13 protein-coding genes and 2 tRNA genes are annotated in these 12,088 nt (G+C 47.8%); 11 read left to right on the top strand and 4 right to left on the bottom strand.

Going from position 1 to position 12,088, the window contains the following annotated elements; all coding sequences use genetic code 11:
• The first annotated feature begins 225 nt into the window (after positions 1-225).
• The 6 genes from HMPREF2952_RS01660 to HMPREF2952_RS01635 all read left to right on the top strand — a co-directional run bounded on the left by HMPREF2952_RS01660 (position 226) and on the right by HMPREF2952_RS01635 (position 5,256).
• Positions 226-1,155: an energy transducer TonB gene (locus tag HMPREF2952_RS01660; protein WP_049344498.1), complete on the top strand. Its 930-nt coding sequence runs from the start codon at positions 226-228 to the stop codon at positions 1,153-1,155.
• Between the two features lie 102 nt (positions 1,156-1,257).
• Complete coding sequence (locus HMPREF2952_RS01655) at positions 1,258-1,917, top strand: MotA/TolQ/ExbB proton channel family protein (protein WP_049332314.1); 660 nt, start codon at positions 1,258-1,260, stop codon at positions 1,915-1,917.
• A gap of 3 nt (positions 1,918-1,920) precedes the next feature.
• Positions 1,921-2,358: an ExbD/TolR family protein gene (locus HMPREF2952_RS01650; RefSeq protein WP_049344497.1), complete on the top strand. Its 438-nt coding sequence runs from the start codon at positions 1,921-1,923 to the stop codon at positions 2,356-2,358.
• A 132-nt stretch (positions 2,359-2,490) separates the two neighbouring features.
• Positions 2,491-4,152, top strand: a complete 1,662-nt coding sequence (locus HMPREF2952_RS01645; protein ID WP_070695214.1) for an electron transfer flavoprotein-ubiquinone oxidoreductase — start codon at positions 2,491-2,493, stop codon at positions 4,150-4,152.
• Between the two features lie 83 nt (positions 4,153-4,235).
• Positions 4,236-5,087, top strand: a complete 852-nt coding sequence (gene folP / locus HMPREF2952_RS01640) for a dihydropteroate synthase (protein WP_070695213.1) — start codon at positions 4,236-4,238, stop codon at positions 5,085-5,087.
• Positions 5,088-5,180: 93 nt separating this feature from the next.
• Positions 5,181-5,256, top strand: a tRNA-Ile gene (locus HMPREF2952_RS01635).
• Between the two features lie 596 nt (positions 5,257-5,852).
• Here the strand turns inward: HMPREF2952_RS01635 and HMPREF2952_RS01625 are convergent.
• Complete coding sequence (locus tag HMPREF2952_RS01625; protein ID WP_004518811.1) at positions 5,853-6,311, bottom strand: RrF2 family transcriptional regulator; 459 nt, start codon at positions 6,309-6,311, stop codon at positions 5,853-5,855.
• Between the two features lie 146 nt (positions 6,312-6,457).
• On the opposite strand from HMPREF2952_RS01625, the gene HMPREF2952_RS01620 reads away from it, so the two are divergent.
• Both HMPREF2952_RS01620 and HMPREF2952_RS01615 read left to right on the top strand, forming a co-directional pair.
• A complete protein-coding gene (locus HMPREF2952_RS01620) occupies positions 6,458-6,838 on the top strand; it encodes a hemerythrin domain-containing protein (RefSeq protein ID WP_049344491.1) in 381 nt (126 codons plus the stop codon).
• Positions 6,839-6,924: 86 nt separating this feature from the next.
• Positions 6,925-8,082 (top strand): NnrS family protein, encoded by a 1,158-nt coding sequence (locus HMPREF2952_RS01615; RefSeq protein ID WP_049344489.1) that lies wholly within the window; start codon positions 6,925-6,927, stop codon positions 8,080-8,082.
• A gap of 100 nt (positions 8,083-8,182) precedes the next feature.
• Here HMPREF2952_RS01615 and HMPREF2952_RS01610 read toward each other — a convergent pair.
• The 3 genes from HMPREF2952_RS01610 to ispB form a co-directional block, all read right to left on the bottom strand.
• Positions 8,183-8,257: transfer RNA gene (locus HMPREF2952_RS01610), tRNA-Arg, on the bottom strand.
• Positions 8,258-8,275: 18 nt separating this feature from the next.
• Positions 8,276-8,722 carry a DUF441 domain-containing protein gene (locus HMPREF2952_RS01605; protein WP_004518807.1) on the bottom strand — a complete coding sequence of 149 codons (447 nt, stop codon included), beginning with the start codon at positions 8,720-8,722 and terminating at the stop codon, positions 8,276-8,278.
• A 4-nt stretch (positions 8,723-8,726) separates the two neighbouring features.
• Complete coding sequence (ispB, locus tag HMPREF2952_RS01600; RefSeq protein ID WP_004518806.1) at positions 8,727-9,701, bottom strand: octaprenyl diphosphate synthase; 975 nt, start codon at positions 9,699-9,701, stop codon at positions 8,727-8,729.
• 263 nt (positions 9,702-9,964) lie between these two features.
• Here ispB and rplU point away from each other — a divergent pair, with 263 nt between their 5' ends.
• The 3 genes from rplU to ubiM all read left to right on the top strand — a co-directional run bounded on the left by rplU (position 9,965) and on the right by ubiM (position 12,032).
• Complete coding sequence (rplU, locus tag HMPREF2952_RS01595; RefSeq protein ID WP_100066624.1) at positions 9,965-10,273, top strand: 50S ribosomal protein L21; 309 nt, start codon at positions 9,965-9,967, stop codon at positions 10,271-10,273.
• 27 nt (positions 10,274-10,300) lie between these two features.
• Positions 10,301-10,573, top strand: a complete 273-nt coding sequence (rpmA, locus tag HMPREF2952_RS01590) for a 50S ribosomal protein L27 (RefSeq protein ID WP_002212328.1) — start codon at positions 10,301-10,303, stop codon at positions 10,571-10,573.
• A 274-nt stretch (positions 10,574-10,847) separates the two neighbouring features.
• On the top strand, positions 10,848-12,032 hold the full coding sequence (gene ubiM / locus HMPREF2952_RS01585) for a 5-demethoxyubiquinol-8 5-hydroxylase UbiM (protein WP_004518804.1): 1,185 nt from the start codon (positions 10,848-10,850) through the stop codon (positions 12,030-12,032).
• Positions 12,033-12,088 lie beyond the last annotated feature (56 nt).

Here is a 12,088-nt window from a genome sequence, read left to right as displayed (position 1 = left end):
ATGTGCGGATAGCATAAACGCCGGAAGAATAGGCTGTTTTGTCTTACCGTTTATCTTTTAAAACGACCTTTTGTTTGATAATATTAGTAATGAGAGCTAATATCATATTATGATATGCAGCCTTTAAAACAGCAGGTCTATAAACTTTCTCTATAAGCATTAATGCTTATTTTGACTGTAAAACGACTTGCAAACGGGAATTGTTGCTATTAACATAACGGAATTATGGATAAAAAACGAATTTTAACTCCAGCCGTCGTGACTTCCGTTGCGTTGATTCACGTCGGCTTGGTTGCACTTTTATGGCACGCGCACAAACCGCCTCCTGTCGAAATGGCGAATATTGAATTTGTCGATTTAGGCGATTTCGGCGGTGGCGACGGTAGTCCTGAGGGCGAAGGCGCACCTGCAGCCCCCGAGCCTACTCCAGAACAACCGAAACCCAAGCCGAAACCCAAACCTAAGCCTGTCGAACCGCCCAAACCTGTTATCAAACCTGTGGTAACGAAAAAAGAAAAAGCGGATATCGTGCAGCAAAAGGAAAAACCGAAACCTATCGAGAAACCTAAGCCCGAGCCTAAGCCGGAACCCAAACCTGAGCCGAAGCCCGAGCCAAAACCTGAACCAAAACCAGAGCCGAAGGCAGAACCTAAACCATCTCCTAAAGCATCTGAATACTCAGGCAGCAAAACCGGGCCGAACACTGCTGAAAACGGTAAAGGCAACGGCGAAGGCAAAGCCTTGAGTGGAGAAGGAAAAGGCAACGGCGGCGGTACGAAAGGTACAGGCAGCGGCCGTGGCGAAGGCGGCGGATCCGGTAGCGGCGGTGCGAAAGGCGAACATGGTTCCGGTACCGGTGGCGGAGGTGGTGGCAGCGGTACAGGTGCCGGCAGCAGTAAAGGCAATCCGGCAAAAGGAACCTGCCATATTCCGAGACCTCCGTATCCTTCACTGTCCACTGAAAATGGCGAAGAGGGCTTGGTTGTTTTGAAAGTCTTGGTTGGTCCCGGCGGTAAAGTGGATTCAATTAGTGTGAATAAATCAAGTGGTTATAGTCGTCTGGATAATGCAGCGCGTAAAGCCGTTAAAGATGGTAGCTGTCATGCAAGCGTTTGGACTGAATTTAAAGTACCTGTCAAATTCACGCTTGAATAAGTATCTAGGACTAAGCTGATTGATTGGAAAATATATGCTGTTGGGGAATATTTTTAAATGACCCGATAGAAATTTTAATTTTATTTTTAACTTGGAAAAATTATGGATTTAAGTTTAGTTTTCAAATCAGGTGATGTGGTACTGATTGGTGTATTTGTCCTGATGTTGTTGATGAGTGTGGTGACTTGGAGTGTCATTGTGATTCGCTGCATCAAATACCGCAAAGCGAAAAAAGGCAATGCTCAGGTAAAAGAGTTGATGTTGAATGCGTTTACGCTGGCTGATGCCGTACAAAAAGCCAAAGCGGTAGAAGCACCGATGAGCAATGTTGCCGATGAGTCTCTGCGCGCATACCAAAACTACCGTCAAACGACAAGCAAATCGCTGATTGACGAATTGCCTTTGAATGAATACTTGGTCGTTCACATCCGCAACAGCATGTCACAAACCATGCGTCAGTTCGACTATGGCATGACCGCGTTGGCCTCCATCGGCGCAACCGCTCCGTTTATCGGCCTGTTGGGTACTGTTTGGGGTATTTACCATGCCCTGATCGGCATCAGCGAAAGCGGTCAAATGAGCATTGCTGCGGTAGCCGGTCCGATTGGTGAGGCTTTGGTATCGACTGCCGTCGGCCTGTTTGTAGCGATTCCGGCTGTATTGGCATACAACTTCCTCAATCGCGGTACAAAAACCATCGCGCAAGATATGGACGCATTTGCACATGACCTGCATGTCCGCCTTCTGAATCAAAAGGATTAAATCATGGCTTTCGGATCAATGAATTCTGGCGATGATGCGCCGATGTCGGATATCAACGTTACACCTTTGGTGGACGTGATGCTGGTGTTGCTGATTGTATTTATGATTACCATGCCGGTGCTGACCCACTCGATTCCTTTGGAGTTGCCGACTGCTTCGGAAAAAGCGGCGAAAGAGGATAAGCAGCAGCCTAAAGATCCTTTGCGTTTGAGCATTGATGCCAATGGTGCTTATGTTGTTGGCGGAGATTCGGATAACAAAGTGGATTTGGCAACGGTAACTGCCAAACTGAAAGAAGCCAAAGCGAAAAACGAAGATGTGATTGTGGCGATTGCGGCGGATAAAGCGGTTGAATACGATTATGTCAACCAAGCCCTGCAAGCGGCGCGCGAAGCCGGTATCAGCAAAATCGGTTTTGTAACGGAAACCAAAGCGCAGTAATCTTTTGAATACAGTAAAGGCCGTCTGAAATTTGAGTAAAGTTTCAGACGGCCTTTTGTTGTATTTGGTAACTATATGTCCAGGCTGTATAATTAGCGGATTAAATTGAATAATGACAATACAGGAACCACTATGACAGAAACCATCGAGCGCGACAGTATGCAATACGATGTCGTGATTGTCGGCGCAGGCCCGTCGGGTTTGTCTGCCGCCATCAAACTCAAGCAGCTTGCCGAAAAGAATGGACGCGAAATCAGCGTTTGCGTGGTGGAGAAGGGTTCGGAGGCCGGTGCGCACTCGCTAGCCGGTGCCATCATCGATCCGATTTCTTTGAATGAGTTGATTCCTGATTGGAAAGAAAAAGGCGCGCCGCTGACGCGTACAGTGACGAAGGACAGGGTTTTGTTCCTGACCGAGAAAAAAGCCTTCAACTTGCCGGTTACCCCGAATTTCGACAACCATGCGAACTATATTGCCAGCTTGGGTGAAGTCGTGCGCTGGTTGGCAGAGCAGGCGGAAAATTTGGGCGTGGAAATCTATCCGGGCTTTGCCGCCGCCGAAGTGCTGTATCACGAAGACGGTTCGGTCAAAGGCATTGCGACCGGCAATATGGGTGTGGGCAAAGACGGCGAACCGACCGATTCATTTCAGCCCGGCATGGAGCTTTGGGCGCAGCAAACCCTGTTTGCCGAAGGCTGTCGCGGCTCGCTTTCCAAGCAAGTCATTGAACAATTCAAGCTCGACCAAAACAGCGAACCGCAAACTTACGGCTTGGGCATTAAAGAAATTTGGGAAGTGCCGTCTGAAAAACATCAGCCCGGTTTGGTCATGCACAGCGCAGGCTGGCCGTTGGACAGCAAAACCTACGGTGGCTCGTTTATTTATCACTTTGATGAAAACAAAGTCGCTGTCGGTTTTGTGGTCGGCTTAGATTATCAAAACCCTTATCTGTCGCCGTTTGAAGAGTTCCAACGTTTCAAAACCCATCCTGAAATCCGCAAAACCTTTGAAGGCGGCCGCCGTATCGCTTATGGCGCGCGTTCGTTGATTGAAGGCGGTTTGCAAAGCCTGCCGAAACTCTCGTTTAAAGGTGGCGTTTTGGTCGGCGATGCGGCGGGTTTCCTGAATATGCCGCGCATCAAAGGCATTCATACGGCCATGAAATCCGCCATGCTTGCCGCAGAAGCCGTGTTCCCTATGTTGGAAAACCTCGAGGAAGTGGAAAGCTTCGACAGCGGCAAAGAGGCGGCGGATTATCAGCAACGTTTTGAACAAAGCTGGCTGTATCAAGAGCTTTACGCCGCGCGCAATGTCCGTCCGTCATTTAAATGGGGCGTTTACCTCGGCTCAATCTATACCGGCATCGACCAAATGATTTTCAGAGGCAAAGCCCCGTGGACCTTGAAACATCACGGCAAAGACAACGAGCAGCTCAAAAAAGCCGCCGAATGCAAGCCGATTGATTATCCGAAGCCCGACGGTGTGTTGACTTTCGACCGTTTGAGCAGCGTCTTCCTTGCCAACCTTGCGCACGAAGAAAACCAGCCCGACCATTTGGTACTGAAAAATCCGCAAGTCATGATAGACGTAAACTACAAAGAATACGCCTCGCCCGAAACCCGCTATTGTCCGGCCGGCGTATATGAAATCGTCGAAGAAAACGGCAGTCCGCGCCTGCAAATCAACGCTGCCAACTGCGTCCACTGCAAAACGTGCGACATCAAAGACCCGACGCAAAACATCACTTGGATTTGCCCCGAAGGCGCAAGCGGTCCGAATTACGGCGGAATGTAATTGACTGTTTGAAGTTAAAACCTAAAGGCCGTCTGAAAAATTTCAGACGGCCTCTATCCTATTATTTCATCAATGGAAGCATTATGAACACACGCATTTGGCAGGCAGGCCGATTTGAAATCGCCTTGGACAAACCGAAAATCATGGGCATCGTCAATCTGACCCCCGATTCATTTTCCGATGGCGGCACCTATTCGCAAAATGTCTCAATAGCATTGACACATGCCGAGCAGCTGCTGAAAGACGGCGCGGATATTCTCGATATCGGCGGCGAATCTACCCGCCCGGGTTCGGATGATGTTTCTCTCGAAGAAGAATGGGCCAGGGTGCAGCCGGTTTTAGTGGAAGTGGCCAAGTGGAATGTTCCCGTCAGCTTGGATACGCGCCGTACGGCGATTATGGAAAAAGCCTTGGCACAAGGCGGCGTCGATATTATCAACGATGTTGCCGCATTGAGTGATGAAGGCGCAGTCGCCTTGTTGGCGCAACAGCCGAAGACGGGCGTGTGTCTTATGCACATGCAGGGTTTGCCCAAAACCATGCAGCTTAATCCGCAATATCAAGATGTCGTCGAAGAGGTCGCGCGCTATTTAAAAGCACGCGCGGCAGAATGCGTTCAAGCAGGCATTGCCCCTGAACGCATCACGCTGGACCCCGGCTTCGGTTTCGGCAAAAACCTGCAACACAACATCACCCTGATAAAACATTTGCCTGAATTGATGGAAGCAACCGGATTCCCCCTTCTGATCGGCGTATCGCGCAAACGTATGATTGGCGAACTGACAGGCGAACAAGATGCCGCCAAACGCGTACACGGCAGCGTCGCAGCTGCTTTGGCCTCAGTGGCTAGAGGCGCGCAAATCATCCGTGTTCACGATGTCAAAGCAACATCGGACGCTTTGAAAGTTTGGGAAGCATTGGGCGTATCGGCATAATGCCCGAATAGAAAACCAACAGGCCGTCTGAAACATTTGCTCGGCATCTTGAACAAGCAACAAGTTATGCTATAATCCGCATCTACTCTTGACGGGTCTGTAGCTCAGGGGTTAGAGCAGGGGACTCATAATCCCTTGGTCGTGGGTTCGAAACCCACCGGACCCACCAAATATTAAAAATGCCCGAGGCTTTTGGCTTCGGGCATTTTTGTATTTATTGGTTTGTGAAGGGTTGGAATATAATGTCGAGTATAGAAATTCGGTTATGTCGTCCAATATATTTTTTAGGGAAAATTCTTTTTAAAAAAGAAGGAGTAGTTTGGTGGAGTTATTGCCTTATTTTCTGTTTTGTTTAGTATTTTTGTATTTTATTGCAATTATAATTAATTCAGTAATAGTATATAAAATATTAAAATCAGAAGGGGTAGATATAGGTTTTTTTGAATATCTATTTATTGGAAGTATGCAATTTAAATTTTTCAGAGTGCTATTTGGAATACAAAAAATATCCAATAAATTTTATTTGAAAATATTAAGAATAAATTTTACGGTTGCTATGATTATTCTTATTTTGGGTTTTTCTGTTGTCTTATATTCAACATATTTAGTATAAAAAATAACCTATCAAATGAAAGTCAGCTATTTAAGTTGTAGAATGTTTTGTAAACCAATGCCGTCTGAAAATCTTTATTTCAGACGGCATTTTTTATTTTTTAAGTAATACTATTTCAGTATGGCTGGATTGTTTTCAGACGGCCTGAAGATTTAGTCGGCCGTTCCGCGTATTTCGTTGATTGGGATGCGCGGTGTATAAAGTATGTCGTAAGTCGGCTTGTCCAGCAGATCTTGCAGTGAGTATTGATCTAAATGATTGAAGAAGGCTTTGATGGCACCGGTGATGATACCGGTCAGTCGGCAGGATGGGGTGATGAGGCATTCGTTGTTGTCGCCCATGCATTCGACAACCTGCATCGGCTCAAGATGGCGTACCACTGCACCGATATTGATGTTTTCAGGATTGTCTGCCAAGCGCAAACCGCCGCCTTTGCCGCGCACGCTGACCAGAAAACCGCCTTTGACTAATGAGGTAACCACTTTCATCAAATGGCTTTTGGAAATATTGTAAGTCTCGGCAATAGTGCCGATATTGACGAGGGTGTCGTCGTTGATGGCGGTATAAACCAATACGCGCAATCCGTAATCGGTATGTTGGGTCAGATACATGGCTGGCTCTTTAGATATTTTTATTATATGTCAAAAGCGTAGTGCTTGGTGAGGGGCTGTTTGACTTTATGTGGGATTGGGTTTCATAATATCTGAAACATTTGAATTAATCCAGTTTGACAGACTGTTGCCATTATAACGAACTTATGAAGCCCTTGAAACGCCATCCTGCCTTAATAGAACTTTCCCGCGAACATCATGGTTCGCTGTCGTTGTGCGTCCGTCTTCTGCGTACGCCCGATCAAAGCCATCAGGCGGAGCTGGAGCCTCATTTTGTTGAGCTTGAGCCACATTTTTGGGAAGAGGAAACCATGTTTGCGCCGTATTGGGATAAAATTGACCCTGCGTTGCGGCAGCGTTTTGAAGGCGATCATGCCAAATTACGCGCGATGATGGCGCATCCTGAATATATGAATGAATCATGGAATAAGGAGTTTGCTGTCACTTTGCGCGATCATGCGCGCTTTGAGGAGCGCGAGCTTTTCCCTGCGATTGAACCTTTTTTGCCTTTGCCTGAGAATGTGTAACAGGAAAGGGAATTGATGGCCGTCTGAAAAGTTTCAGACGGCCTCTGTTGCTGTTTTATGATGATATAAAAATTGAAGGAACCACCATGACCGATTTGTTCAAACACCCGGTTTGGGCAATGGCCTTCCGCCCGTTTTATTCGTTGGCGGCTTTGTATGGCGCATTGTCTATACTGCTTTGGGGCTTCGGCTTTCAGGGTACGCCTGAGTTGCCGGGTTTTTATTGGCATGCCCATGAAATGATTTGGGGCTATGCCGGATTGGTTGTCATTGCATTTTTATTGACGGCCGTGGCGACTTGGACAGGCCAGCCGCCGACACGCGGTAAGGCTTTGGCCGGTTTGACCGCATTTTGGCTGTTGGCCCGCATTTGTATGTTTATTCCTGGTTGGGGGGTAACGGCAAGCGGCATATTCGGTACGATCTTTTTCTGGTATGGCGCGGTATGCATGGCTTTGCCGGTAATTCGTTCTCAAAACAAGCGCAACTATGTTGCCGTGTTCGCTATTTTTGTTTTGGGCGGCACCCATTTCGCCTTCCATCTGAAAGTGCAGCCGTTTGATGCCATTGCGCTGATGACCGGTTTGCAATCCGGTTTGATTATGGTGGCCGGTTTTATTGGTTTGATCGGTATGCGGATTATCTCGTTCTTTACGTCCAAACGCCTGAACGTGCCGCAAATCCCCAGCCCTCAATGGGTGGCGCATGCTTCACTTTGGCTGCCTATGCTGACCGCCATGCTGATGGCGCATAACATTTTGCCGGGACTGGCCGCGTTGTTTGCGTTGGCTGCCGGTGTGATTTTTACCGTGCAGGTGTACCGCTGGTGGTATAAAGCCGTGCTGAAAGAGCCTATGCTTTGGATTTTGTTTGCCGGCTATCTGTTTACTGGCTTGGGCTTGATTGCGGTCGGTCTTTCTTATTGGATTCCAAGTTTCCTGAATTTGGGTGTGCACCTTATCGGCGTTGGCGGTATCGGCGTGCTGACTTTGGGCATGATGGCGCGAACTGCGCTTGGCCATACCGGCAACTCCATTTATCCGCCGCCTAAAGTGGTTCCTGTCGCCTTTTGGCTGATGATTGCCGCAACGGTTGTCCGTGTTTTGGCTACCTTTGTGAGCGGTACGGCATACACGCACAGTATTCGTTGCTCCGCCGCTTTGTTTGCCGCCTCTTTGCTGTTGTACGCATGGAAATATATTCCTTGGCTGATCCGTCCGCGTTCGGATGGTCGTCCGGGTTAACGGTTTGGCGAAATGAGAAGGCCGTCTGAAAAGTTTCAGACGGCCTTTATTGTTGATAATAAAAAAGCCTTTCAAAGTATGAAGGCTTTTCTTGAAACTGTGGCCTCGCCAACAGGAATCGAACCTGTATTTTACGCTTAGGAGGCATACGTTCTATCCGTTGAACTATGGCGAGGCGGTAAAGGAGGGGATTTTAAACCTTTCCAGCAAAAAAAGACAATAAGCCGGCGGCAATCAAAGGGCCGACCGGAATGCCGCCGACAAAGGCAACGCCGATGACCGTGCCGATTAATAATCCGGTTACCAAAACAGGCTGTTCGCTCATCAATGGAACGCCGCGTCCGGCAAGCCAGGCAACCAAAATGCCGATAAGGACGGCAGCAATCATTTTGAAATTGATAAACTCGGAAACCGGCGGAATCTGGATTTTACCGGAAACCAACGGACTCAATACGCCGATGGTCAGCAGGATGATGCCCAGATGCAAACCGTGTTTTTCCACCAAGGGAAGATATTGCGACAAGGCCGTCTGCTGCATGAGCAGCAATACCGCCGCCGAAATCGTAATCGAGTTGTTGTTGCTGACGACGCCCAAAAAAATCAGCGTAACCAGAAACAAAGGGACAAAGCTGAAATTCATCGGATTAAGATACTCGGGCTAAAGATTCTTTTGCCAGTTGGATCATGGCTTCTTTGACTTCGCTGTCAGGCAACACGTCCAATGAAGCGATGGCTTTGTCAACGGCTTTTTTCGCTTCAGAAATCGAATACGGCAAAGCGTCGGAGTTGACGACATAGTCGTGGATTTTTTCAAAATAGCTGCGGTCGGCATTTTCCAAAGCATAGCGCACATCGTTGGCGGCCTGCTCGGAGCCGTTTCGCATCAGGTAAATCAATGGCAGGGTAGGTTTGCCTTCTGCCAAATCGTCGCCGACGTTTTTGCCGATTTCTTCGGTTTCGCCTGAATAGTCCAAAACATCGTCAATGATTTGGAAAGCCGTACCGACGTACATGCCGTAGTCTTTCAAGGCTTGCTCGTGTTCGGGGGAAGCCTTGCCCAAAATTGCGCCGACTTGCGCGGCCGCTTCAAACAATTTTGCTGTTTTGTATTGGATAACTTGGACGTATTGCTCTTCGGTAATATCCGTATTGCCGATGTTCATCAGCTGCATGACTTCGCCTTCGGCGATGATGTTGGTCGCATCGGCCATCACTTCCAATATACGCATACTGCCTGAACCGACCATCAGTTGGAAGGCGCGTGTATAGAGGAAGTCGCCGACCAAAACGGCCGCTGCGTTGCCGAAGAGATTGTTTGCGGTTTTACGGCCGCGGCGCAATTCACTTTCGTCAACGACATCGTCGTGCAGGAGGGTGGAGGTGTGGATGAATTCCACCATCGCTGCCAGCGAATACAGCTTTTCATCGTCATGCCCGACTGCTTTGCCTGCCAAAATGGTAATAATCGGACGCAGTCGCTTACCGCCCGCGCTGATGATGTATGTGCCAATTTGCGAAATCAGCGCGACATCGGATTGAACAGCTTGGTTGATGACCGCGTTCACTTTGGCAAGGTCATCGGGCAGGTGGCGTTGGAAGTAAGGCAGGTTTTCGAGCATAAAACATTCTCTGTTGATAAAACGGAGCGGAGGCTCCAATGAATCTGTTTAAACCCGTACATTCGGTCGGGGTAATAACGTTGCATAAAGATATCAGCAATCCAGCGCGTGATTATATCAGTTAAAAAGCATGCAACATATCTTTCAGACGGCCTTTTCAGTTGTAAATAAAATAAATTTTGACAAAATAGGCAAATAGAAATAGAATAGCTCGTTTCGCACATGGTGTGCGGAATGTTAACCTAATTCTCATGGAGTTGAGTATGTACGCGGTCATAAAAACCGGCGGTAAACAATACAAAGTTTCCGTTGGCGAAAAATTGAAAGTAGAACAGATACCAGCCGAACTCGACAGCCAAATCGAACTGACTGAAGTTTTGATGATTGCTGACGGCGAATCTGTAAAAGTAGGCGCACCTTTTATCGAAGGCGCAAAAGTAACAGCCAAAGTCGTTGCTCATGGTCGTGGCGAGAAAGTACGCATTTTCAAAATGCGTCGTCGCAAACACTACCAAAAACGCCAAGGCCATCGCCAAAATTTCACCCAAATCGAAATCGTGGCAATCGCCTAATTTCAAGTAAGTTCAGGAGTATTACAAATGGCAAGTAAAAAAGCAGGCGGTAGCACCCGCAACGGTCGCGATTCAGAAGCCAAACGCTTGGGCGTTAAAGCCTACGGCAACGAGCTGATCCCGGCAGGCTCCATCATCGTTCGTCAACGCGGTACTAAATTCCACGCAGGTGACAACGTAGGCATGGGCAAAGACCACACTTTGTTTGCTAAAGTCGACGGTTACGTTGAATTCAAAACCAAAGGCGCGCTGAACCGTAAAACTGTCAGCATCCGTCCTTACACCGGTTCTGAAGAATAATCGTTTTACGATTGAAAGCCGCATTCCCTTTTCGGAATGCGGTTTTTGTTTATCTGAATGTTTGTCCGTTTGATAAAATCCGTATGTCGTGAAGCTTGATTTATATTAAGGCCAAAGTAAAAACGCGCTTACAATTGATAACATTTGTTTTATTCTATCAATGCTTTCTATATAATCTATCAAATGCCTTTGATTTACCCTCATGTAGCTAAACACAGTAAACTTAAGGCCGTCTGAAAAAATCCGTATCAGTTGAATACAAGGAATTCCTCCCATGAGCTTACACAGTGATATTCTCGTCGTCGGCGCAGGCCCTGCCGGATTAAGTTTTGCCGCAGAGTTGGCCGGAAGCGGTTTGAACATAACCCTGATTGAAAGAAGTCCTTTAGAAGTGTTGCAAAATCCGCCGTATGACGGCCGTGAAATCGCACTGACGCACTTGTCGCGCGAAATCATGCAGCGATTGGGTATGTGGGATTTGATTCCAAAAGACGAAATTTATCCTTTGCGCGATGCCAAAGTGTTGAACGGTCATTCCGATTACCAGCTCCACTTCCCGCAACCGACAGAGGCACGCGGTGAGCCTGCGGACTGCTTGGGCTATTTGATTTCCAATCACAACATCCGTAAAGCCGCTTATGAAGTCGTGTCCAAATTGGATAACGTCAAAATCTTGACCGGCACCAATGTTAAAGAAGTTAAAACTTCCGACAATGAGGCGCAAGTTATTTTGGAAAGCGGCGAAGTATTGACCGGCCGTCTGTTGTTGGCCGCCGATAGCCGCTTCTCGCAAACGCGCCGTCAATTGGGCATTTCTTCCGATATGCACGATTACAGCCGCACTATGTTTGTGTGCCGCATGAAGCATACTTTGTCTAATCTGCATACCGCATATGAATGCTTCCACTACGGCCGTACCATTGCGTTGCTGCCTTTGGAAGAGCATTTAACCAATACGGTGATTACGGTGGACAGCGATAAAGCCGAGACGATTAAAAACATGTCGCCGGAAGAGTTGGCAGCCAGCGTGAAAGAGCAACTCAAAGGCCGTTTGGGTGATATGGAATTGGTCAGCACCATTCACAATTATCCTTTGGTCGGCATGATTGCCCAACGTTTCTACGGCAAACGCAGCGCGTTGATCGGCGATGCCGCAGTCGGTATGCATCCGGTTACTGCGCACGGTTTCAACTTGGGTCTGGCAAGTGCCGATCTTTTGGCTAAATTGGTTCTTGAAGCCGAGCAACGCGGTCAGGATATTGGTGCGAAGAGCCTGCTGGAAAAATACAGCACCAAGCATATGCTACACGCCCATCCGATTTACCACGGCACCAATATGCTGCTGAAACTCTTTACCAATGAAACTGCTCCGGCAAAACTGCTGCGCGGTTTGGTATTGCGTGCAAGCAATAACTTCCCGCCGCTGAAAAAACTGATTACCAAACAATTAACCGGTTAATTGTTTAAAACATAAAAGGCCGTCTGAACGATTAAAGTTTCAGACGGCCTTGTTTT

It is taken from the genome of Neisseria sp. HMSC068C12, assembly GCF_001814095.1.
Classification (GTDB): Bacteria; Pseudomonadota; Gammaproteobacteria; order Burkholderiales; family Neisseriaceae; genus Neisseria; species Neisseria perflava.
The sequence above is the reverse complement of the archived record's forward strand: the minus strand, read 5'-3'. Positions and strand labels throughout refer to the sequence as shown.

Coding starts and splice junctions, on each gene's coding strand:
- ispB (WP_004518806.1), bottom strand. CDS start 9,701: ATGCTCGAAAACCTGCCTTACTTCCAACGCCACCTGCCCGATGACCTT.
- rpmA (WP_002212328.1), top strand. CDS start 10,301: ATGGCAAGTAAAAAAGCAGGCGGTAGCACCCGCAACGGTCGCGATTCA.
- HMPREF2952_RS01645 (WP_070695214.1), top strand. CDS start 2,491: ATGACAGAAACCATCGAGCGCGACAGTATGCAATACGATGTCGTGATT.
- HMPREF2952_RS01620 (WP_049344491.1), top strand. CDS start 6,458: ATGAAGCCCTTGAAACGCCATCCTGCCTTAATAGAACTTTCCCGCGAA.
- HMPREF2952_RS01605 (WP_004518807.1), bottom strand. CDS start 8,722: ATGAATTTCAGCTTTGTCCCTTTGTTTCTGGTTACGCTGATTTTTTTG.
- HMPREF2952_RS01650 (WP_049344497.1), top strand. CDS start 1,921: ATGGCTTTCGGATCAATGAATTCTGGCGATGATGCGCCGATGTCGGAT.
- folP (WP_070695213.1), top strand. CDS start 4,236: ATGAACACACGCATTTGGCAGGCAGGCCGATTTGAAATCGCCTTGGAC.
- HMPREF2952_RS01655 (WP_049332314.1), top strand. CDS start 1,258: ATGGATTTAAGTTTAGTTTTCAAATCAGGTGATGTGGTACTGATTGGT.
- rplU (WP_100066624.1), top strand. CDS start 9,965: ATGTACGCGGTCATAAAAACCGGCGGTAAACAATACAAAGTTTCCGTT.
- HMPREF2952_RS01625 (WP_004518811.1), bottom strand. CDS start 6,311: ATGTATCTGACCCAACATACCGATTACGGATTGCGCGTATTGGTTTAT.
- ubiM (WP_004518804.1), top strand. CDS start 10,848: ATGAGCTTACACAGTGATATTCTCGTCGTCGGCGCAGGCCCTGCCGGA.
- HMPREF2952_RS01615 (WP_049344489.1), top strand. CDS start 6,925: ATGACCGATTTGTTCAAACACCCGGTTTGGGCAATGGCCTTCCGCCCG.
- HMPREF2952_RS01660 (WP_049344498.1), top strand. CDS start 226: ATGGATAAAAAACGAATTTTAACTCCAGCCGTCGTGACTTCCGTTGCG.